At 71.6% G+C, this 21,348-nt stretch carries 19 protein-coding genes and 2 pseudogenes; 11 read left to right on the plus strand and 10 right to left on the minus strand.

The genetic code is table 11. From position 1 onward, the window contains the following. Position 1: 1 nt before the first annotated feature. Positions 2-1,291 carry a DUF58 domain-containing protein gene (locus BMW88_RS29060; RefSeq protein WP_089956527.1) on the plus strand — a complete coding sequence of 430 codons (1,290 nt, stop codon included), beginning with the start codon at positions 2-4 and terminating at the stop codon, positions 1,289-1,291. Here the strand turns inward: BMW88_RS29060 and BMW88_RS29065 are convergent. Beyond that, positions 1,288-2,295, minus strand: coding sequence for a stage II sporulation protein M (locus BMW88_RS29065; protein ID WP_089956531.1), 1,008 nt, complete (start codon positions 2,293-2,295; stop codon positions 1,288-1,290). The two genes, BMW88_RS29060 and BMW88_RS29065, sit on opposite strands and share 4 nt — an antisense overlap. A 19-nt stretch (positions 2,296-2,314) precedes the next feature. Here BMW88_RS29065 and BMW88_RS29070 point away from each other — a divergent pair, with 19 nt between their 5' ends. Beyond that, positions 2,315-3,046, plus strand: a complete 732-nt coding sequence (locus BMW88_RS29070; protein ID WP_245778134.1) for an RDD family protein — start codon at positions 2,315-2,317, stop codon at positions 3,044-3,046. Here the strand turns inward: BMW88_RS29070 and BMW88_RS29075 are convergent. After that, on the minus strand, positions 3,043-3,945 hold the full coding sequence (locus tag BMW88_RS29075; protein ID WP_245778135.1) for a protein kinase family protein: 903 nt from the start codon (positions 3,943-3,945) through the stop codon (positions 3,043-3,045). The two genes, BMW88_RS29070 and BMW88_RS29075, sit on opposite strands and share 4 nt — an antisense overlap. A 2-nt stretch (positions 3,946-3,947) precedes the next feature. After that, positions 3,948-4,364 carry a nuclear transport factor 2 family protein gene (locus tag BMW88_RS29080; RefSeq protein WP_089956536.1) on the minus strand — a complete coding sequence of 139 codons (417 nt, stop codon included), beginning with the start codon at positions 4,362-4,364 and terminating at the stop codon, positions 3,948-3,950. Between the two features lie 76 nt (positions 4,365-4,440). Here BMW88_RS29080 and BMW88_RS29085 point away from each other — a divergent pair, with 76 nt between their 5' ends. After that, entirely contained in the window at positions 4,441-4,956 is a 516-nt protein-coding gene (locus tag BMW88_RS29085) for a TetR/AcrR family transcriptional regulator (RefSeq protein ID WP_089956539.1), read from the plus strand. On the opposite strand, the gene BMW88_RS43565 is transcribed toward BMW88_RS29085, so the two are convergent. The 4 genes and pseudogenes from BMW88_RS43565 to BMW88_RS29100 all read right to left on the minus strand — a co-directional run bounded on the left by BMW88_RS43565 (position 4,935) and on the right by BMW88_RS29100 (position 7,314). After that, complete coding sequence (locus BMW88_RS43565) at positions 4,935-5,723, minus strand: energy-coupling factor ABC transporter ATP-binding protein (RefSeq protein ID WP_089956753.1); 789 nt, start codon at positions 5,721-5,723, stop codon at positions 4,935-4,937. The two genes, BMW88_RS29085 and BMW88_RS43565, sit on opposite strands and share 22 nt — an antisense overlap. Before the next feature lie 36 nt (positions 5,724-5,759). Then, a pseudogene (locus BMW88_RS43570) lies at positions 5,760-6,350 on the minus strand (energy-coupling factor transporter transmembrane component T family protein); the annotation flags it as partial. Further along, positions 6,347-6,631 (minus strand): PDGLE domain-containing protein, encoded by a 285-nt coding sequence (locus BMW88_RS29095; RefSeq protein ID WP_089956543.1) that lies wholly within the window; start codon positions 6,629-6,631, stop codon positions 6,347-6,349. The gene BMW88_RS29095 and the pseudogene BMW88_RS43570, both read right to left, overlap by 4 nt. Further along, a complete protein-coding gene (locus tag BMW88_RS29100) occupies positions 6,628-7,314 on the minus strand; it encodes an energy-coupling factor ABC transporter permease (protein ID WP_089956546.1) in 687 nt (228 codons plus the stop codon). The genes BMW88_RS29095 and BMW88_RS29100 overlap by 4 nt, the downstream gene beginning before the upstream one ends. Before the next feature lie 266 nt (positions 7,315-7,580). Here BMW88_RS29100 and BMW88_RS29105 point away from each other — a divergent pair, with 266 nt between their 5' ends. Then, positions 7,581-8,927, plus strand: a complete 1,347-nt coding sequence (locus BMW88_RS29105; protein WP_089956549.1) for a pyridoxal phosphate-dependent decarboxylase family protein — start codon at positions 7,581-7,583, stop codon at positions 8,925-8,927. Between the two features lie 76 nt (positions 8,928-9,003). On the opposite strand, the gene BMW88_RS29110 is transcribed toward BMW88_RS29105, so the two are convergent. Next, complete coding sequence (locus BMW88_RS29110) at positions 9,004-9,579, minus strand: MarR family winged helix-turn-helix transcriptional regulator (protein ID WP_089956552.1); 576 nt, start codon at positions 9,577-9,579, stop codon at positions 9,004-9,006. 315 nt (positions 9,580-9,894) lie between these two features. Between BMW88_RS29110 and BMW88_RS29115 the strand changes: the two genes are divergently transcribed. Together BMW88_RS29115 and BMW88_RS29120 are read left to right on the plus strand one after the other, a co-directional pair. Then, a complete protein-coding gene (locus BMW88_RS29115; protein ID WP_245778136.1) occupies positions 9,895-11,229 on the plus strand; it encodes a glutamine synthetase family protein in 1,335 nt (444 codons plus the stop codon). Positions 11,230-11,239: 10 nt separating this feature from the next. After that, positions 11,240-13,726, plus strand: coding sequence for a DEAD/DEAH box helicase (locus BMW88_RS29120; RefSeq protein WP_089956555.1), 2,487 nt, complete (start codon positions 11,240-11,242; stop codon positions 13,724-13,726). A gap of 1 nt (position 13,727) precedes the next feature. Here BMW88_RS29120 and BMW88_RS29125 read toward each other — a convergent pair whose 3' ends face one another. Then, the gene (locus tag BMW88_RS29125) at positions 13,728-15,080 is read right to left on the minus strand and encodes a hypothetical protein (protein WP_089956557.1); all 1,353 of its coding nucleotides are present in this window, start codon (positions 15,078-15,080) and stop codon (positions 13,728-13,730) included. 536 nt (positions 15,081-15,616) lie between these two features. On the opposite strand from BMW88_RS29125, the gene BMW88_RS29130 reads away from it, so the two are divergent. The 5 genes from BMW88_RS29130 (at position 15,617) to BMW88_RS29150 (ending at position 20,447) form a co-directional block, all read left to right on the plus strand. Further along, complete coding sequence (locus BMW88_RS29130) at positions 15,617-15,904, plus strand: hypothetical protein (RefSeq protein ID WP_089956560.1); 288 nt, start codon at positions 15,617-15,619, stop codon at positions 15,902-15,904. A gap of 314 nt (positions 15,905-16,218) precedes the next feature. After that, complete coding sequence (locus tag BMW88_RS29135) at positions 16,219-17,124, plus strand: LytR/AlgR family response regulator transcription factor (protein WP_245778137.1); 906 nt, start codon at positions 16,219-16,221, stop codon at positions 17,122-17,124. Positions 17,125-17,174: 50 nt separating this feature from the next. After that, on the plus strand, positions 17,175-17,522 hold the full coding sequence (locus tag BMW88_RS29140) for a hypothetical protein (RefSeq protein WP_245778138.1): 348 nt from the start codon (positions 17,175-17,177) through the stop codon (positions 17,520-17,522). After that, complete coding sequence (locus BMW88_RS29145) at positions 17,519-19,258, plus strand: sodium/solute symporter (protein ID WP_089956564.1); 1,740 nt, start codon at positions 17,519-17,521, stop codon at positions 19,256-19,258. The genes BMW88_RS29140 and BMW88_RS29145 overlap by 4 nt, the downstream gene beginning before the upstream one ends. 13 nt (positions 19,259-19,271) lie before the next feature. After that, complete coding sequence (locus BMW88_RS29150) at positions 19,272-20,447, plus strand: histidine kinase (protein ID WP_089956567.1); 1,176 nt, start codon at positions 19,272-19,274, stop codon at positions 20,445-20,447. A 208-nt stretch (positions 20,448-20,655) separates the two neighbouring features. Here the strand turns inward: BMW88_RS29150 and BMW88_RS43575 are convergent. Continuing rightward, a pseudogene (locus BMW88_RS43575) lies at positions 20,656-21,051 on the minus strand (transposase); the annotation flags it as partial. Positions 21,052-21,348: the final 297 nt, after the last annotated feature.

Below are 21,348 nucleotides of genomic sequence, written 5' to 3' on the forward strand. Positions count from 1 at the left end.
CGTGGCGCTCACGGGTCGCGCGGGCCTGCTCGCGCTCGTCGGGGTTCTCGTCGTCGGACTGCTCCTGCCGTCGTGGCAGGGGATTCTCGTCGTGCTCGCGGTTCTGGTGCTGGGCGTGGCGGTCGACCTGGCGCTGGCCGCCGGGGTCCGGCGGCTGACTTTCGCCCGCGCCGGGGCCACCTCGGTGCGCACGGGCGAGTTGTGCGAGGTTCAGCTGACCGTGCACAACCCCGGACGTCGGCTACGTGGTGTCCTTCGGGACGCATGGGCGCCTTCTGCCGGTGTGGTCGCCGACCGGGTTCCCATCGACGTGCCCGCCGGTGGTGCGCGTGTGCTGTCGTTCGAGCTGCGCCCGCTCCGCCGAGGTGATCGCGTTGCGGATCGTGTGACCGTGCGGTCCCTTGGACCGTTGGGGATTGCGGCACGGCAGGGTTCGCACGAGGTCCCGTGGACCGTGCGTGCGCTGCCGCCGTTCCACAGCCGCCGCCACCTCCCGTCGTTGCTGGAACGCCTGCGTGAACTGGACGGCCGCCGTGCCTCGCTCATCCGCGGTGCCGGCACGGAGTTCGACTCGTTGCGCTCGTACGTCATCGGCGACGACGTCCGCTCCATCGACTGGCGCGCGTCCGCCCGGTCCACGGACGTCGTGGTGCGCACGTGGCGTCCCGAGCGCGACCGGCAGGTGGTCGTCGTGCTCGACACCGCCCGCACCTCCGCCGGCCGCGTGGAGGGGTCCCTGGGCGGCCTGCCGCGCCTGGACACGTCGATGGACGCGGCGTTGCTGCTGTCCGCGCTGGCGGCACAGGCCCGCGACCAGGTCGACTTCGTCGCGTTCAGCCACCGGCTGCGGGCTTCGGTGCCCCGTGCCTCGCTGCCCGCCCTGGTGCGGGCGATGGCGCCGCTGGAGGCGGAGCTGGTCGAGTTCGACGCCCGCGGCGCGGTCGCGGAGGTGCTGCGCCGGGCCGGCCGGCGTTCGCTGGTCGTGCTGCTGACGTCGTTGGAGCCGTCGATCGAGCACGGTTTGCTGCCGTTGTTGCCGGCGGTGGCTTCGCGGCACCGGCTGCTGATCGCGTCGGTGTCCGATCCCGCGGTGCACGCGATGGCTTCCGGCCGTGGTGACCTGGAGGCGGTCTACGCCGCCGCTGCCGCGGAACGGACATTGGCCGAACGACGCCGTCTCACCGCATTGCTCGCACGGCACGGTGTCGAGGTCGTGGACGCGCTGCCCGACGACCTGCCCCGCGCTCTCGCGGACCGCTATCTGTCGTTGAAGGCCGCGGGAAAGCTCTAGACAGCGACTGGCGCGACGTCTTCGCGTTCGCTCGCGTCCACGTCACCGGTCTCCCCCTGCCGTGCCGCCCGCCGGCCGATGACGAACACGTAGAGCAGGAAGAGGACCTCGGCGACCACCCCGATGCCCACGCGAGCCCACGTCGGCAGCCCGGACGGCGTCACGAACCCCTCCAGCACACCGGACACCAGCAGCACGACCACGAGCCCGAGCGCCACCGCCACCACCGACCGCCCCTCGGCGGCGAGCGCGGCGGCGCGGGTGCGCCTGCCGGGGTCGATCACCTGCCAGCCCAGCCGCATGCCGATGCCGGCGGCCACGAACACCGCCGTCAGCTCCAGCAGCCCGTGCGGCGCGAGCAGCCCGAGGAACAGCCCGCCGCGGCCGGCGCCGAACATCAGGCCGATGCCGACGGCGAGGTTGAGGGCGTTGGTGAACAGCAGGTAGATCGGCGGGATCGCGAACAGCACGCCGAGCAGCAGGCAGGCGGCGGAGATCCAGGCGTTGTTCGTCCAGACCTTCGCGGCGAACGACCCGGCGGGGTCGCTGGAGTAGTAGGCCTCGTAGGCGCCGCCGGCCCTGGTCATCTCGCGGATCTCGTCCGGGGCGGCGATGGTGGCCTGCACGTCGGGGTTCGCCGCGATCCAGGCCGCGAGGAGGCCGGTGACGAGGCAGAACGCCACGCCCGCGGGCACCCACCAGCGCCGGCCGAGGTAGATCGCGGCGGGCAGGCGGTGGGTGAAGAAGCGGGTGACCACGCGCCACGCGGGGGTGTGCGTGCCGGTGAGCGCCGAGCGCGCCCGCGCGACGAGGGACGAGAGCCGTTCGACGGTCGCGGGGTCCGGGGTCCGGCTGCGCACGGTCGACAGGTGCGTCGTGACCCGCTGGTAGAGCTCGACCAGCTCGTCGGCCTCGGCACCGGTCAGCCTTCCCGACCGCCGCACGAGCTGGTCGAGCCGCTGCCACGACGCGCGGTGGCGCTCGATGAACACGTCCAGATCCACGATGGGTCACACTATCCGCGTGGGGGACCTGGTCACTGGTGAAGCCGTCGTTCTGGACCTGCGGGTCGCACAGCTCGCGAGCAGGGCGGTGGCGTTCGCTTTCGACGTCGCCGTGCAGTTCGGCCTGCTGCTGCTCGTGCTGCTGATCTCGCCGGCCGACTTCGACAGCGCGTTGCAGACCGCGTTCGCCCTGGCGCTGACGGTGGCCGTGATGATCGGCTACCCGACCGCGGTCGAGACGCTGACGCGCGGCCGTTCGCTGGGCAAGCTCGTGATGGGCCTGCGCGTGGTCCGTGACGACGGCGGCGCGATCCGGTTCCGCCAGGCCCTGGTGCGCGCGCTCGGCGGGTTCGTCGTGGACTTCTGGGTGCTCGGGCTCGGCGGGGCGATCGCGCTGTTCGTGTCGCTGTTCTCGCCGCGGGGCAAGCGCGTCGGCGACTACCTGGCGGGCACGGTGGTGATCCACACGCGGGCGCCGAAGCCCACCGTGGACCTCGCCGGGATGCCGCCGCAACTGGCCGCGTGGGCGTCCGGGCTGGACCTGTCGCAGCTCCCGGACGAGCTGGTGCTCGCGGTGCGGCAGTACCTCGGCCGCTACGCCGAGCTGAGCGAGAAGGCGCGGTGGGAGCTGGGTGCCCGCCTCTCCGACGACGTCGGGGCCGCCATCCGGGCGCCCCGCGCCGAGCACACGCACCCGCACCCGTACCTGGCCGCGGTGCTCGCGGAACGGCGGCGGCGCGCGGCCGGTTAGGCGTTCGCCAGCCGCAGCCGCCGCGGCCCCTGCTCGCGCACGGCGTCGAGCGAGACCGGCGCGTCGCCGTGCAGGACCTCCCACCGGGCGTTGTGCACGGCGGTCCACGTGCTCCCGGCCCAGGCGACCTCCAGCTCCTCCTCGCCGAACCGCCGCCCGCGGTGCTCCTGGTAGGCCTCGATGAACGCGGCGGAGCTCTCGACGGGCACCAGGCCCGGTGGTGAGTCGTTGGCGAAGGCGCCGGAGGCCGCGCCCACCAGAGCGGCTTCCGGTTGCCACGCCAGGCTGTCCCAGTCGTGCACCGCCCACACCTCGCCGTCCCGCCAGCGCAGGTTCTGCGCCTCGAAGTCGGCGTGCCCCAGCACGCACGGCAACCGGGTGGCCAGCAGCCGTGCGCGGAGCCGCTCGGCCATCTCCACGACGAACGGCGGCACCGCGCTCTGGTCCCGCGCGTCGAGGAAGCCGATCGCGGGCCACGGCCCCGGATCGGCGTGGTCCCACCGGGCCCAGCGCGGGGAGGGCACCGGTGGCGCGACGGACACGCCGGCGAGCAGCTCCATCAGCCGGGCGAACACGGCCGCGCAGCGCCGGGCGACCGCCGGCGAGGAGCCGGGCAGCACCGCGCCGCCGGGACGAGCTTCCTCGGCGTGCACGGCCAGCGCGCCGACGCGCGTCACCGGGGTGATCGGGCGGGGGCAGGGGAACCCCCGCGCGGCCAGTGCCGCCTGGGCGGCGAGGCACGACTCGGCACGGCCGTCGTCGTCCTCGCGGGCCTTCACGTAGACCTCGCGCCCGTCGGCCAGCCTGAGGCCGAAGACCGAGGAGATCGAGGCCCGCTCGTACAGCACACCGGCCGGTTCGCTCCCCAGGTGGTCTCGGCACCAGGCCGGCAGGTCCACCGTCAGACCCCGAGGAGTTCCTGCAGCAGCAACGGGTTCATGTAGTCGTCATAGCGGACGATTTCGCCGTGCCGCAAGTGGATGATCCCGATGGCGGTGAACGCGTAGCGGTCCTGCTTCACCGCCGACCAGCCGCGGTGGGTGATCTCGGCGACGACCACGTCCGGGTCGTCGGTGAGCCTGGTGATCGCCTCGACGTGCTGGACCTCGATCTTCTCGCGGACCCGCTCGCCCTTCATCCTGTCGAAGTACGCGCGGATCGCGTCGCGGCCCTCGATCTCCGGCTGCTGGAACGGCGCCGGGAACCGGTAGGCCAGCACGCCGTCCTCGGTGAACAGGTCGGCGAACGAGCCGTGGCCCTGCTCCCCCGCGACCTGCCTGCGAACGTGCTCCACGATCTCCGCGGGTGTGCGCGTCATGTCGTACTCCGGTCTCTAGAATCGGAACGGTGACCCCGCTTAGGACGATACGGAACGCACGCCCCGGTTGGCAACGATGAGGGCCGATGCCGCGCGAAATCGCGAGAAGGTGCTGTCCGCGGCCCGTGAGCTGTTCGCGGAGCAGGGCTTCGACGTGCCGCTGGACGAGATCGCGGCACGGGCCGGGGTCGGGCCCGGCACGGTCTACCGGCACTTCCCCACGAAGCAGGCGCTCTTCCAGGCCGTCACGGAGGCGCGGGTGCGGACCATGATCGAGTCGGCGGCCGCGCCGGCGGACGACCCCGGCGCGGCGCTGTTCGCGTTCCTCACGAGGATGGCCGGCGAGGCGGCGGCCAAGCGGGACCTGACCGACGCGATCACGCTGCCGTCCGAGCTGCTCGACGACCTGCACCGCGCGCTCGGCGGCCTGCTGCACCGGGCCCAGGGGGCGGGCGCCGTCCGGGCCGACCTCACGACCGGCGACCTGGTGGCGCTGATGAAGGGGATGCTGCGGAGCCTGCACGAGGGCGCGAACCCCGGGGTGCTGCTGGAGATCGTGCTGAGCGGGCTTCAGTCGAGCCGGAAGCCGTAGGGCAGCTCGAGGCGGTGCCGGGCGAGCAGGCCGCTGTCGGCGAGGACCTCGCGGGTGGGACCGTCCGCGACGACCACGCCGCCGTCGATCAGCACGCTGCGCGGGCAGATCTGCAGCGCGAACGGCAGGTCGTGGGTGACCACCAGCATCGTGCGGTCCAGCGCCAGCAGCAGCTCGGCGAGCTCGCGGCGGGCGACGGGTTCGAGGTTCGCGGACGGTTCGTCCAGCACCAGGAGCTCCGGGTCGCACGCCAGCACCGAGGCCAGCGCGACGCGGCGGCGCTGGCCGCCGGAGAGGTGCAGCGGCGAGCGGTCCGCGACGGCTTCCATGCCCACGGAGCGCAGTGCCGCGCGCACCCGGCCGTCCACGTCGGACATGCCGAAGTTGCGCGGCCCGAACGCGACGTCCTCGGCGACCGTCGGGCAGAAGAGCTGGTCGTCCGGGTCCTGGAAGACGAGCCCGACGCGACGGCGGATCTCGCGCAGGTTCTTCCTGGTCACCTCCAGGCCCGCGACCGAGACCGTGCCGCTGCCGCCGGCGTGCACCCCGTTGAGGTGCAGGGCGAACGTCGTCTTGCCCGCGCCGTTCGGGCCGAGCACCGCGACCCGTTCGCCGCGCTCGACGCGCAGGTCCACGCCGAACAACGCCTGGTGCCCGTCGGGGTAGGCGAAGGCGAGCTTCGAGACCTCCAGGGCGGGTGCGGCCGGGGTCCGCGCGACGATGGTCGCCGATCCCGCCGGGCTGCCCGTCCAGCCGCGCGACACCATCGCGAGGTGCACCCTCTCTCCGCGTTCGTAGGACCGGATGAACAACGTGCCGACCGACCGCGCCAGCGCGCCGGCCTGCCACAGGAAGCGCGGGTCGTCACCGCGTGAGATGCGGGCCACGCGCATCCGCCTGGCCTCGCCGACGACGACCTCGCCGTAGCGGAGCATGAGCGTGGCGATCATGATCAACGGCGCGGGCACCTTCAGCACCTGCAGACCCTTGAGCAGGTCACCCGGCGCCGTCGTCGCGGCCAGGGTGAGGCTGATCAAGACGCCGAGCGTGCCCTTGGCGAGGATGTTCCAGCCGGCCAGCGCGCCCTCCACCGACACCGACAGCCCGACCACGTCGGCCCGCGGGTCCGTGCCGAAGACCGGCAGCAGGAACGCGAGGGCCACGAACGGCACCTCGATCACCGCGCGCTTCACGAACCACAGCACGGGCACCCGCGCGACCGACCACACCGCGACGATCAGCAGCAGGTAGAGGCCGAACAACCCGAACACCGTGCGCGGGGTGGCCACGACGCCCAGCACCGCCCCGAACGCCACGAGGATCTTCACGTGGGGCGCGAGGCGGTGCACCGGCGAGTCGCCGGCGTGGTGCAGGACGTCGTGGCTGCCACTCATCGAACGTCGGAACGCTTGCGCAGCAACCAGAACAGGCCGAAGGACACGGCCAGGACGACGAGCACCCCGAGCACCCCGGCGACACCGGTGAACGCGTCGTCACCGCCGAGGGCGTAGTCGGCGAGCGCGCTGCCCGCGAGCGGGTGCTCCCGCGCGTGCTCGGCGATGCCGGTGTCCTCGACCGTCTTGTCCAGCCCGTCCGGGGCGCCGGAGGCGAAGTACGACAGCACGCCCGCGACCAGCAACGACACCACCGCGAACCCGATGGAGAACTTCCTCACGACCGCACCTCCAGCGGCTTGGCGCTGCCGCGCAGCAGGTGGACGAGGTCGGGCCGGATCGCCGCGACCGACGTGACGGTCACGGCGGTGATGAGGCCCTCGCCGATGCCGATCAACGCGTGCAGGCCCCACATCAGCAGCGCGACCTTGCCGATCTCCACACCGCCCGCGCCGCCGACCGCGTACTCGACGACGAAGCCGGTCGCGGCGAACAGCGTGTTGACGAACGCCGAGACGAACGCCACCGCCGCCAGGCCGCCCCTGCCGCGCTCGGCGAGCCTGCGCAGGGCGACGGCGACGAGGAACCCGGTCGCCGTGCCGATCAGGGCCATGTTGGTGACGTTGGCGCCGAGCGCGGTGAGACCGCCGTCGGCGAACAGCAGCGCCTGCACCACCAGCACGATCGTCACGCACAGCGCGCCGACGTACGGACCGACCAGGATCGCCGCGAGGGCGCCGCCGAGCAGGTGCCCGGAGGCGCCGGGCAGGATCGGGAAGTTGATCATCTGGACGGCGAAGATGAACGTGGCCACCAGGCCCGCCATCGGCGCCGTGCGGTCGTCGAGGTCCGCACGCGCCTTGATCAGCGCGAACCCGACCCCCGCCGCCGCGATGGCGAGGAAGACGACCGATGTCGGCGCGTTCAGCAGACCGTCGCTCATGTGCATGGCAACAGGTGACATGACTGATCACGCTAATTGCCATGGGAAGACTGTGACTAGAACTTTGCAACAACTATCTGCGGGCAAGTGCGAGTCGGTGGTCACAAGCCGCCTTTCGCGGTACCCAGACCACCTGGGTGGCGGAGCTGCCGCCGCGCGAAACCGGTGTGGGCGTCCGCGAGCCCGACGCCCCACGATGTGATCGCCAACGACTCGTCGACGCGCCGGGGACTGCCGTAACGTCCAAATTCGAACATTCGGATCATGCGGAACGGGTGGGGTGTGCGGTGGACCTTCAGCACTGGCTCAACGAGGCGCTGGCCAACCACGAGAAGTGGACGGCCGAGTACGGCGGCTTCACCCCCCACCCGTCGCAGCGGGTCGACCCAGCGGTCTTCGGCTCGGCGCTCGCCGAGCTGCAGGACCGCCTGCGCGACAACTACCCGTTCTTCCACCCGCGCTACGCCGGCCAGATGCTCAAGCCCCCGCACCCGGCGGCGGTCGTGGGCTACCTGTCGGCGATGCTGATCAACCCGAACAACCACGCCCTGGACGGCGGTCCCGCGACCGCCGCCATGGAACGCGAGGTCGTCTCCTCGCTGGCCGGCATGTTCGGCTACCCGGAGCACCTGGGGCATCTGACGTCCAGCGGCACGATCGCGAACCTGGAGGCGTTGTTCATCGCCCGTTCGCTGCATCCGGGCCGTGGCATCGCGTACTCCTCCGAGGCGCACTACACGCACTCACGCATGTGCGGCGTACTCGGGGTCGAGGGTTTTCTCGTCCCCGTGGACGGTCGTGGCCGCATGGATCTGGACGCTCTCGAAGAGCTCCTGCGCGGCGGCAAGGTGGGCACCGTGGTCGTCACGCCGGGAACCACCGCTTTGGGTGCCATCGAACCGGTGCATCTCGTGCTGGACATCGCACGCCGCTACGGCGCACGGGTGCATGTGGACGGTGCGTACGGCGGCTTCTTCACTTTGCTGGCGGGTACGGACCTCGCGCCCGAGCCGTGGGAGGCCATCGCCTCGTGCGACTCCGTGGTGGTGGATCCGCACAAGCACGGTCTACAGCCCTACGGCTGCGGAGCCGTGTTGTTCCGTGATCCGTCCGTGGGCCGCTTCTACCTGCACGACTCCCCCTACACGTACTTCACGTCCGACGAGCTGCACCTGGGCGAGATCAGCCTGGAGTGCTCCCGCGCCGGAGCCGCCGCCGCGGGTCTGTGGCTCACGCTGCGGCTGCTGCCGCTGACCCGCGACGGTCTGGGCGAGGTGCTGGCGGCTGGTCGGCGAGCGGCGGTGCGGTGGGCGTCGCTCATCCGGGAGTCGGAGCGGCTGGAGCTCTTCCAGGAGCCCGAGCTGGACATCGTCACGTACTTCCCGCTGACCAGCCCGGCGACCCTGTCCGCGGTGGACGCGGCCTCGCACCGCGTGCTGGAGACCGGCATGAACGCCGCCGTCGACCCGATCTTCCTGAGCGTCACACGGGCGTCGAAGGCGGCGTTCGCGGCGCGGCACCCCGGCGTGCTGGCCGACGCGGACGGCGCGCGGGTGCTGCGCAGCGTGCTGATGAAGCCGGAGTCCGAGGACTACCTGGACACGCTGCACGCACGGGTGCTCAGCCTGCTCTGAGTCTGCTCTGAGGCGGTGCCCACCAACGCCGAAATGGCGGCTCACCCCGTGAGTGAGCCGCCGGTGGGCCGGCGGGTCAGCCGTGCTTGGCGCGCCGCCCGGAGCGGCGCGGCGGCAGCGGCGTGTCCCCGCGCAGGTCGAGCCGGCGCTGCTCGCCGTTGGCCTCGAGGTGCGTCACCATGCGGCGCAGCATCTCGGCCAGCGACTGGGCCTCCGACGACTCCAGCGGATCGGAGACGAAGACCTCCTCCTCGTTGAACTTGGGGAAGAGGTCGGCCATCAGCTCCTCACCCTCCGGGGTGAGCCGCAGGACCGCGAGGCGCCCGTCCGTCGGGTGGCCCAGGCGCTCCAGCAGGCCCCTGGACTGCAGCGTCTTGGCGACGCCGGTCAGGGTGCCCTTGGAGATCCCGGCCTCCTCGGCCACGTAGCGCGTCTCCATCTCGCCCCAGATCCACACGACCCAGAGCACGACGAAGCCGGTCCAGGTCAGATCGCTGGTGCGCAGCACCGAGTTCTCGAGGTGCTGCCGGATCGCGGTGGCGGCGCGGTGGATGTTCGACACCGCTGCCATCTGCTCGCGACGCAGCGGCACCGCGCCGAGCTTGGCCTGGACGGCTTTCTCGGTCTCGGCAATCGTGTGGTGACCAGACAACTCAAAGTCTCCCGTGCTCGAGCTCAGGTGTTCCCGGCACAATACTTGCGGTTCCGAACTATGTCTGTGATGTGGTGCGAGTCGGTCCGCCACCACTTGATCACGATCCCACATCGTGCATGATCTCGTGACGGTCGTCACCCGTCCAGTTACGGACTGTTGCCCTGTGGTGGACGATGAGTGTGGAGCAACCACGGAGACCGATCATGGTCTTTACTCCACGGGCGGGTCGATAGCGTTCGCGCCTCAACGCTATCCCCTCCGTGCCAGCGACACACTGTGCCGGAAAGGTAGTTCGACGTGGTCGGTGACCAGGTGACACGGGAACTCACGGCAAGACTCGGCGAGGACGGCATCGACGTGGTGCGCGTGGTCTTTCCCGACCTGCTGGGAACCGACCGCGGCCGTGACGTCCTCGTGGAGCACCTACCAGCGGTGACGCAGCGCGGGCTGTCGTTCTGCCGGGCCGTCTACAGCACCACCCCCGGCGGCAAGACCACGGAGAACGGCGGGGTGCTCGACGCCGGGCTGCCCGACGTGGTCGTGGTGCCCGACCTCGACACGCTGCTCCCGATCCCGTGGGAGCCGGGGGTCGCCTGGTGCATCGGCGACGCGGTGAGCCCCGCCGACGAAAGACCCGTCGACGAATCGCCGCGGCAGGTGCTGCGCAGGGCGCTGGAGATATTCAGCACTACCGGGCTGGCCCCGGTAGTCGGGCCCGAGCTGGAGTACTTTCTCTGCGAGCCGGACGAAGACCGCCCGAACGGGTGGCGGCCGTACTGCGACGAGCCGGGCAACGTCTACGCGACCGGGCGCAGGGGCGACTCGGACGGTCATCTGCTGAGAACCCTGCGCACGCTCAGCTCGGCGGGCCTGCAGACCACCGGCGGCAACCACGAGTACGCGGGCGGGCAGTTCGAGATCAACCTGGTCCACTCGCCCGCCATGGACGCGGCCGACCGCGCGTTCCGCTTCAAGACCTCGGTCAAGGAGCTGGCGAGGCGGGAGGGCCGGCTCGCCACGTTCATGGCCAAACCGTTCAACGACGGCGGCGGCTCGGGCTTCCACCTGCACCTGTCGTGCCACGAGAAGGACGGCCGCAACGCCTTCCAGGCGGCGGGCACCTCGCACGGCCTGTCGGACGAGGCGCGCTGGGCGATCGGCGGCATCCTCAAGCACGCGCCGGCGCTGGCCGCGCTGCTCAACCCCACGGTCAACTCCTACAAGCGGTTCGGGCCCGACTCGCTCGCGCCGTGGCTGATCGACTGGGGCCTCGACAACCGCAGTGCGATGCTGCGGGTGCCGGCCGAGCGCGGCGAGACGACCAGGCTCGAGCTGCGCCTCGGCGACGCGAGCGCCAACCCCTACCTCGGCATCGCGGGCCTCATCGCGGCGACCTACCTGGGCATCCGCGACCGGATCGAGCCGCCGCGGCCGTCGGCCGGCTACGGCTACGACCCCTCGAAGGCGCCGACGCTGCCCGCCACGCTCCCCGACGCGCTCGCCTACCTGGAGGAGGACGCGGCGATGGTCGAGGTGCTGGGCAAGGACTTCGTGCGGTCCTATGTGGACTTCAAGTGGGAGGAGGTGGCCCGCTTCCAGCGGTTCGTGACCGACTGGGAGTTCACCGAGTACGCCTACCACCTATAGTTCACCCGCGATGACTGCACTCACGGACCGGCTCACCTCGATCGCCGACGAAGACGAACTGTTCGACACCTTCTCCCACTGGGCCGCCGAACGCGGCCTCGCGCTGTACCCGGCGCAGGAGGAGGCGGTCATCGAGCTCGTCTCCGGGGCCAACGTCATCCTCAGCACCCCGACCGGGTCCGGCAAGAGCCTGGTGGCCATCGGGGCCCACCTCGTCGCCATGGCCGGCAACCAGCGCAGCTTCTACACCGCGCCGATCAAGGCGCTGGTCTCGGAGAAGTTCTTCGCGCTGTGCGACGTGTTCGGCCCGGAGAACGTCGGCATGATGACCGGCGACGCCAGCGTCAACGACTCCGCGCCCATCATCTGCTGCACCGCGGAGATCCTCGCGAACATCGCGCTGCGCGACGGCGCGACGGCCGACGTCGGCCAGGTCGTGATGGACGAGTTCCACTTCTACAGCGAGCCCGACCGCGGCTGGGCGTGGCAGGTGCCGCTGATCGAGCTGCCGCAGGCGCAGTTCCTGCTGATGTCGGCGACGCTGGGCGACGTCACGTTCTTCGAGAAGGACCTGACCCGGCGCACCGGCCGGCCGACCGCGGTGGTCCGGTCGGCCCAGCGCCCGGTGCCGCTGAACTTCCAGTACGTCTCCACGCCGCTGCACGAGACGATCGAGGACCTGCTGCACGGCCGCGAAGCGCCGATCTACGTCGTGCACTTCACCCAGGCCGCCGCGCTGGAGCGCGCGCAGTCGCTGATGAGCGTGAACGTCTCCGCCAAGCCGGAGAAGGAGGCGATCGCCGCGGCGATCGGCGGCTTCCGCTTCTCGGCCGGCTTCGGCAAGACGCTGTCGCGGCTGGTGCGACACGGCATCGGCGTGCACCACGCCGGCATGCTGCCCAAGTACCGCCGCCTGGTCGAGCAGCTCGCGCAGGCGGGCCTGCTGAAGGTCATCTGCGGCACCGACACCCTCGGCGTCGGCATCAACGTCCCGATCCGCACCGTGGTCTTCACGGCGCTGTCGAAGTACGACGGCACCCGCACGCGGATCCTGAAGGCGCGCGAGTTCCACCAGATCGCCGGCCGGGCGGGCCGCGCGGGCTACGACACCGTCGGCACGGTGGTCGTGCAGGCACCCGAGCACGAGGTCGAGAACCTCAAGGCGCTCGCCAAGGCGGGCGACGACCCGAAGAAGCGCCGCAAGGTCGTGCGCAAGAAGGCGCCCGACGGCTTCGTGTCGTGGAGCGAGTCGACGTTCGACCGGCTCGTCGGCGCCGAGCCCGAGCCGCTGACCTCGTCGTTCCAGGTCTCGCACGCGATGCTGCTGAACGTGATCGGCCGCCCCGGCGGCGGCGCGTTCGCCGCCATGCGGCACCTGCTCGAGGACAACCACGAGGACCGGCCGAAGCAGCTCAAGCACATCAAGCGGGCTCTGGCGATGTACCGGGCACTGGTCGCGGCGGGCGTCGTGGAACGCGTGGGCGACGACTTCCGCTTGACCGTCGACCTGCAGTTCAACTTCGCGCTGAACCAGCCGCTGTCGCCGTTCGCGCTGGCCGCGATCGAGCTGCTCGACCGCGAGGCGCCGGGCTACGCGCTGGACGTGCTGTCGGTCATCGAGTCCACCCTGGACGACCCGCGGCAGATCCTGGGCGCGCAGGAGCACAAGGCGCGCGGCGAGGCGATCGGCGCGATGAAGGCCGACGGCATCGAGTACGACCAGCGGATGGAGCTGCTGGACGAGGTCACGTACCCGAAGCCGCTGGACGAGCTGCTGGAGGCGGCGTTCCTGACCTACCGCCGCGGCCACCCCTGGGTCGGCGACTACTCGCTGTCGCCGAAGGCCGTCGTGCGCGACATGTACGAGCGCGCCATGACGTTCACCGAGTACGTGTCGTTCTACGGCCTCGCCCGGTCGGAGGGCCTCGTCCTGCGGTACCTGGCCGACGCCTACAAGGCGCTGTCGCAGACGGTGCCGGAGGAGGCGAAGACCGAGGAGCTGCAGGACCTGATCTCGTGGCTGGGCGAGCTGGTCCGCCAGGTCGACTCGTCGCTGATCGACGAGTGGGAGAAGCTCACCAACCCCGGCGGCGTGGTGGAGGAGGTCCGCGTGGACCTGCCGCCCGCCGTGACCCGCAACGTCCGCGCGTTCCGCGTCCTGGTCCGCAACGCCCTGTTCCGCCGGGTCGAGCTGGCCGCCAAGCGCGACTGGTACTCGCTGGGCGAGCTGGACCACGAGTCGGGCTGGACGGCCAAGGAGTGGATGGACGCCCTGGAGCCGTACTTCGAGGAGCACTCGGACATCGGCACGGGACCGAACGCGCGCGGCCCGGCGTTCCTGATCATCAACGTCGAGCCGGAGCGCTGGGTGTGCCGGCAGATCTTCGAGGACCCGGCCGGGGACAAGGACTGGGGCTTCAACGCGGAGGTCGACCTGGCGGCGTCCGACGAGGTGGGCGAGGCGGTCCTGACGATCACCGACGTCGGCCGCCTCTGACTCAGCGGCTCTCCAGCATCGTCATGAGCCGTCGCGCCTCCTCGGGGCTGATCGGCAGGTAGACGTCGTCGGACTTGCCCCGGTCGCTGTCCTCCAGCTCCCAGCCCGAGTACGTCCACTCGCCGTTGTCGTAGTTTCGCCCGGAGGTCGACCAGCCGGCCCTCGTGCGGTGCAGCCGGTGGGCTTTCGCGAGGTCGAGCGCCGCCTCCCAGTCGGTGAAGACGGCGAAGTACCAGTGCTCGTCGTGCGCCCACTCGGTCCGCCGCCGCTCATGGCGCACCCTGCTCGCCAGCCTGAAGGCCTCCGCCGCCCCGGACGAGTACGGCGGGAGCTCCTCGACCCACAGCCCCTGCTGCCGCGCCACCCGCGCCAGCAGGGTCGACGGCTCCCACACGAGGTCGCGGGTGAACGCCACCTCGCGCTCCCCGTCGACCCTGACCACCGCGAACGGCCACAGCGGATCATCGGGCCGGTCCCGCACGAGGAAGCACCGGCGTCCCGAGCGGCCCGCGATGACGGCCTCCGCCTCCTCCCACGACACCGGGAGGTGTTCGTAGGGCAGCACCTCGCCCCGTTCGATCTGGCCGACCACCGCGGAGGGCACCCACCCGGCGCGTCCGGCGTGGACCTCCTCGGTCGTCCCGGTCCGCCTCACCACGCCGAAGACCTCGCGCGAGTAGAACCGGTCACGCAGCGTGAAGTACTCGGGCCCGCCGCGGGCGCGCTGCCGTTCGGCGCGCACCCCGAACTCGACGGCCTCCACCGCCCGGTCGGCGTCCAGGGGGTGCGCCAGCTCCTCGACGCGCAGGTCCTCGCGCCCGAGGAGGTCCGACGGCTCCCACCGCAACCGCCGGGTGAACGCCTCCTCTGCCGACGGGATCTTCCTGACCACCGCGTACGGGTGGTCGCTCCCGTCGTGCAGGACGAACCACGCGGGCCGCACGACCGTCCACTTGACGCGGTCGAGCTCCTCCTCGCTGATCGGGAGCCAGATCCGCTCGCCGAGGTCCCGCGTCCCCGCCTGCCAGACGCCGGTCTCGTCGAGCCACTCCTCGGCGCCGTCCCGCCGGCGCATCACCGCGGTGGCGTTGTGCAGCTCGTCGACCCCGACGTGGGTCGAGAACACCGCGACGCACCCGTGCCCGGCGCGTTCGCGCCGGTCGCGCACGATCCGGTGCACGTGCCGGTAGAACTCCCCCGAGTAGACCTCGGTCACCGCCCACTGCGGATCGGGCCGGGACAGCACGTCGGACCCCGCCCACTCGCCCTCGCGGGTGAACTCCTGCTCCACGCCCCGGTCGACCCGGACCAGGGCCCGCGGGAACTCGCCACCGTCCCGTACGACGAAGTACATCACCGCATCCCCCCAGATCGGCCGAGACACAGTCATAGCAAGGCGACGCCGATCTGTCACGCAGAAGGCGCCACCGCGGCACCGGCAGGGGGTCGTAGAACTTTCTATTATCACCGTACGCGCCCGAACGAACGAAGAGCGGACACGATCAGCCAAGCCGGCAACACCGCGTTACCGCAAAAGAGTTAATGCGTCCCCCGAGAAGTCGCTCCAACCACACATTCGCGCGATTCATGCGACGCAGGACACACCGATTCGGCCCAACACCCCTGGCGCCACCTGGCCCACCAGGCACGGAGAACAGGCACCCCGGCGAGAAAACACCGGCTAAACGCTCATTTCAGCCCCGCCGCGATAAGCGCGGACCAGTTGAGACGAGGGCCTGTTGAGACGGAATGGGTGCGCGATTGACCGCCTGGTCCCGGTGGGGCAACATCATTGCGCTGGACCACCGCTGTCGAGATATGGTGTGCCCAGTGGGGGAAATGTTCGCACTCGTCCTCACCCGCTGTTGCGGCACGACAGGGAGGATTGAAGTGGACCCGGCACTGGACGCGCTGCGCGACCGGCTGGCGGAGATCGTCGCGTCACCACCGGACAACACCGACGAGCTCGTCGACACGCTGAGCGGTCTCGCCAAGCTCTCGAACCAGTGGTCCGAGGCGATCCAGGCGTTGCGCGCGCCCACCCGCAGGCTCGTCGGGCCCGCCGCGGCCGCGTCGGTCAGCGTGGCCGCGAGAAGGGCCGAGGAGTCGTTCATCGAGCTGGAGATCACGCTCGGCGACGCCCTGGCGGCCCAGCCCAGGGCGATCCGGCAGTCGTAGGGCCTCGCCGCGAGCGCGCGCCCGGCGGACCGGGCGGCGCCGCGCCGCCGGTTCGGCCCCGCTCTCCCAGACACACCCGATCGGAGGGTGTTGGCGCGTCCCGCTCCTGGCGGATGATGCGCCGATCAGGTCTTCCGGGTGGGAGGGGGTACCGGTCGTGCACACGTGCGCCTATCGGACCCCCGCCGCAGGTCACCCTCCGTGAGGGTGCATGATCGCGTATCCGAGGCCCTCGGCCAGGCGCGCGCCGATCGAGCGTGGTCTAATCGCCGCCACGTGAGGATCGGCCGTACACAGTTTGGATTCGATCTCGAATGACCTCAGGTCTGCCCTGCCCCATCTGCGAGGGGCCGGATCGACGTGGCAGCCTCGAGCGCTCCCTGCGGGTGCTCGCCGTCGACGACGAGGCGCCCGCGCTGGAAGACCTCGTGTACCTGTTGCGCTCCGATCCGCGCATCGCCCACGTGGAAGCGGTCACCGACGCCACGAAGGCCCTCCGGGTGCTGCACCGCGCCATGGACGCCGGCCAGCCGCTGGACGCGGTCTTCCTCGACATCCGCATGCCGGGCCTCGACGGGCTCGACCTCGCCCGCGTGCTGTCGCGGTTCGCGCAGCCGCCGCCCGTCGTGTTCGTGACGGCGCACCAGCAGCCCGCGGTGGAGGCCTTCGAGCTCAAGGCCCTCGACTACCTGCTCAAGCCGGTGCGCCAGGAACGGCTCGCCGAGTCCGTGCACCGCATCGTGCACGAGGTCTGGGACTCCCGGTCGGCGCAGGAGCCGGCCGCGGCCGCGCAGCCCGCGAACTCCACGCCGCCGGAGGTGGGTGACGAGGTCATCCCCGTCGAGCTCGGCGGGATCACGCGCTTCATCCGGCTCGCCGACATCCGGTACGTGGAGGCGCACGGCGACTACGCCCGGCTGCACACGGCGACCGGCAGCGGGCTGGTGCGCGCGGCGTTGAACGGCCTGGAGGAGCGCTGGCGCAGCGCCGGGTTCGTCCGCATCCACCGCAGCCACCTGGTGTCGCTGGGGCACATCGACGAGATGCGGCTGGAGGACGGCCACCTCAGCGTCACGATCGGCGGCGCGGTGCTGCCGGTCAGCCGCCGCCACGCGCGGCACCTGCGGCAGCTGCTCGTGCGGCGCGCGCGCCCGGCACCGGGGACGGGACAGGCCACGGCCGCCGGAGGCGCGCAACCGAGGAACGGGCTGGGGTCGTGACCACGCCACCACCCCACAGGCCGGTGCCGCAGCCGACCCAGCGTGTGGTGGTGACGAGCCCGCGCACGCGGGCGCCCCGCGCGCGCCGCCCGTACTCGGGCACGCGGGAGATCAACGAGCAGAGCGAGCTCGGCGCCGTCTACATGCGCACGCTGATCAGGGCGCAGCGGCGGCTGGGCCTGTCGGTGTGCCTGGTGACGACCGGCGTGCTGGCCCTGCTGCCGCTGCTGTTCTCGCTCGAACCGGCACTCGGGAGGTTCCGGGTGTTCGGGCTCGGGCTGCCGTGGTTCCTGCTGTGCGTGGCGACGTTCCCGATGCTGCTGCTCGCCGGCTGGTTCTACGTGCGGCAGGCCGAGCGCAGCGAGCGCGAGTTCGCGGAGCTGGTCGAACGTCCATGACGAGTGGTTACGCCGTCGTGGCGGTGCTGGTCGTCGTCCTGGGCACGATCCTGGTCGGCGCCTACGGGCTGCGCGTCTCCCGCACCACGTCCGACTTCTACGTCGCCTCGCGCACGGTCTCCCCGTGGTGGAACGCGTCCGCGATCGGCGGCGAGTACCTCTCGGCGGCGTCGTTCGTCGGCATCGCCGGGCTGATCTTCGCCTACGGGCCGGACATGCTGTGGTTCCCGGTCGGCTACACCGCCGGGTACCTGGTGCTGCTCACGATGGTCGCCGCTCCCCTGCGGCGCTCGGGCGCCTACACGTTGCCGGACTTCGCCGAAGCCCGCTTCCGGTCACGGGCCGTGCGCGGCGTCGCATCGGTCCTGGCGCTGGCGATCGGCTGGTTGTACCTGTTGCCGCAGCTCGAAGGCGCGGGGCTGACGCTGAACACCGTCACGGGCGCGCCGGACTGGGTGGGCGCGCTGATCGTCATGGTGGTGGTGACGGTGAACGTGATGTCCGGCGGCATGCGGTCGATCACGTTCGTGCAGGCGTTCCAGTACTGGCTCAAGCTCACCGCGATCACCGTGCCGATCGTGTTCCTCGTCGTCGTCTGGCAGGTGCACGGCGCGGAGTCGCTGACCGCGCCCGAGTACCCGGCCTTCCGGCAGGACACGGAAGTCACCTTCAACAACGACACGATGATCCACGCCGAGCGGTCCCTCGCCATCAGGGGCACCGGCGAGGTCGACGGCGTGCGCGTCGACGGCGGCTTCGTCCTGACCGACGGCTACCACCGCATCGGGCAGGGCTCGGAGTTCACGTTCCCCAAGGACGCCACCGTGCCGCACCTGTCCACGATGGCCCACAACACCAACGAGTCGTGGGCCCTTCCGGAGTCCAGCGGCGCCGACTTCCCCCTGTACGGGGCGTACTCGCTCATCATCGCGACGTTCCTGGGCACGATGGGCCTGCCGCACGTGATCGTGCGCTTCTACACCAACCCGAACGGCACGGCCGCGCGGCGCACGACGTTGATCCTGCTCGGCCTGCTGTCCGTCTTCTACCTGATGCCGCCGGTGTACGGCGCGCTCGGCCGCCTCTACACCCCCGAGCTGCTGATGACGGGCCAGACCGACGCCGTGGTGCTCGTGCTGCCGGCCAGGGTGGTCGACGGCATCGGCGGCGAGCTGCTCGGCGCGCTGGTGGCGGGCGGCGCCTTCGCGGCGTTCCTGTCGACGTCCTCCGGACTGGTCGTGTCACTGGCGGGGGTGCTGTCGCAGGACGTGCTGCGGCTCGGCGGCGTGCGCGGGTTCCGCATCTCCGCGGTGCTCGCGGGCGTCGTGCCGCTCGCGATGACGTTCGTGTCGACGGGCATGCCGGTCGCGGACATGGTCGGCCTGGCGTTCGCGGTGGCGGCGTCGTCGCTGTGCCCGTTGCTGATGCTGGGCATCTGGTCGAGCCGCACCACGACGGTCGGCGCCATCGCCGGCATGCTCGCGGGCGGGGTGCCCGCGCTGACCGCCGGTCTCGTCACGATGTTCACCGACACCGGCGACGCCTGGTACGAGGTGCTGCTCTCGCGTCCCGCCGCCTGGACCGTCCCGCTCGGCTTCACGGTGATGTACGTCGTCTCCCTGCTCACCCAGCGGCACGTGCCGCCGGGCGTGCAGCGCACGATGGTCAAGCTCCACGCGCCCGAGAACCTCGGGCTGGACGGCTCCGGTCCCGGCTCGGGCGACGAGCGAAGCTAGAAGGTGACGTGAAATGCACGACTTCCTCACCGCTGCCGCGATCCTGATCGTCGGCGGAGCGGCCGTGCTCGTCCTGTGGCGGGGCACGCGCAACAAGCAGTCGCTCTCGACCGAGGCCCAGCGCGTCACCTACGAGACGCTGCACACCGCGTGGTCCGCCGCCCCTCCCCTGCGCGCCGGCCTGGTCCCCGACGCCGCGAAGAAGTCGGCCCGCCACCTGCGCACCCTGCTGGACACCCCCGCGCTCGCCCTGACCGACGAGACCGAGGTGGTCGCGTGGGAAGGCCTGTCCGAGCACCACTCGGCCGACGCGATGGCCCAGGCCGAGGACGTGTTCCTGACCGGCCGCACCCAGGCGTTCGACATCCGCTGCACCGAGCCGAACTGCCCGATCAACTGCGCGGTCGTGGCCCCGCTGACCGTCGAGGGCCGCGTGGTCGGCACGCTGGCCGCCTACTCGCGCGAGGCCTCCGCGGGCCTGGTGCGCGCGACGAACCAGGTGGCGCGCTGGGCGGCGGGCCAGCTCGAGCTGGCCGAGCTCGACCGCTCCCGCACCCGGCTGGTCGAGGCGGAGGTGCGCGCGCTGCGCGCCCAGATCTCGCCCCACTTCATCTACAACTCGTTGTCCGCCATCGCCTCCTACGTCCGGACGAACCCGGAGCGCGCGCGGACCCTGCTGCTCGACTTCGCGGACTTCACCCGCTACTCGTTCCGCCGGCACGGCGACTTCACGACGCTGGCCGAGGAGCTGCGGTCGATCGACCAGTACCTGGCGCTGGAACGGGCGCGCTTCGGCGAACGGCTGAAGGTGACGTTGCAGGTGGCTCCGGAGGTGCTGCCGGTGACCGTGCCGTTCCTGTGCCTGCAACCGCTGGTGGAGAACGCGGTGCGGCACGGCATGGAGGGCAAGGTCGAGCCGGGGCACATCCAGATCCACGCCGACGACAGCGGCGCCGAAGCGCAGATCACCATCGAGGACGACGGCATCGGGATGGACCCGGAGAAGCTCCGCCGCACGCTCGCCGGACAGGTCGACGAGTCCACCGGCATCGGCCTGGGGAACATCGACGAGCGGCTGCGGCGGGTCTACGGGGACGAGTACGGGCTCGTCGTGGAGACGGCGTGCGGGCTCGGCACGAAGATCACCGTGCGGGTGCCGAAGTACCAGGCGGGGATCAACGGCATGTAGGTGCCAAGCCGGGCCGCTCGAAAGCCGCCAAGACTGGTGCTGTGCGGGACGACCCGCACCCCCGTGCCGCTGCGACGAGCGGTCATTCCCGCGGTGAGCGGTCATTCCCGCGATGAGCGGTCATTCCCGCGGTGAGCGGTCGACGACGCCGGGGCCGCCCTTGGTCAGGACGACCCCGGCGTGCGCGGGGAGAACCTCAGCCGGCGGCCTTCGCGGCCCGGCGGTCGGCCGCGTCCAGCACGGCCCGGATCCAGTCCAGCTCGTCGGCTCCGCAGGCGCCTTCGGCGGCGGCGCGGCGCAGGCGCACCCACAGCCCCAGGTCGGTCCACTCCTGGAAGCGCCGGTGCACGGTGGGCACGGTCACCCCGAACGAGGCGGGCAGGTGCCGCCAGGCGCAGCCGGACGACAGCACGAACACGATCGCCGTGAACACGGACCGGTTGCACACCCGGCCACGCCCGCCGCCCTGCCGGCGCACCTTGGCCGGCGGGATCAGCGGCTCGACGACGGCCCACAGGTTCGGCGAGACCAGCCGGGCGGAGAGCTGTTCGATGACGTCACCGCGGCCGGGCTCGGCGCTCGGCTCCGGCCACGAGGCGCGCATCCAGGAGTCCTGCCGCGCCGCGTCGGCGGGCCGCGGGTCCTGGCGGGCGGACTCGGCGCGCTGGCGGGAGCGGAGCAGGGTGGCGAGAGCCGCGTCCTCGGGCGTGGTGCGGCGCGGCGGGACGGCGTAGGCCGAGTGCTGCTGCGCGTGGCGGGCGATCTCGGCGCCCACGGTGCGGCGGAACGACGGGGCGGCCGCCAGGCGCGGGTCGACCGGCTGGCCGTAGCGGACCGGGACCTGGCCCTGGCGTGGCGCGACGGGGCGCTGCGGCACCTGGCGGGGCGGGACCTGCCGCGC

Source organism: Lentzea xinjiangensis (assembly GCF_900110955.1).
Lineage (GTDB): Bacteria > Actinomycetota > Actinomycetes > Mycobacteriales > Pseudonocardiaceae > Lentzea > Lentzea xinjiangensis.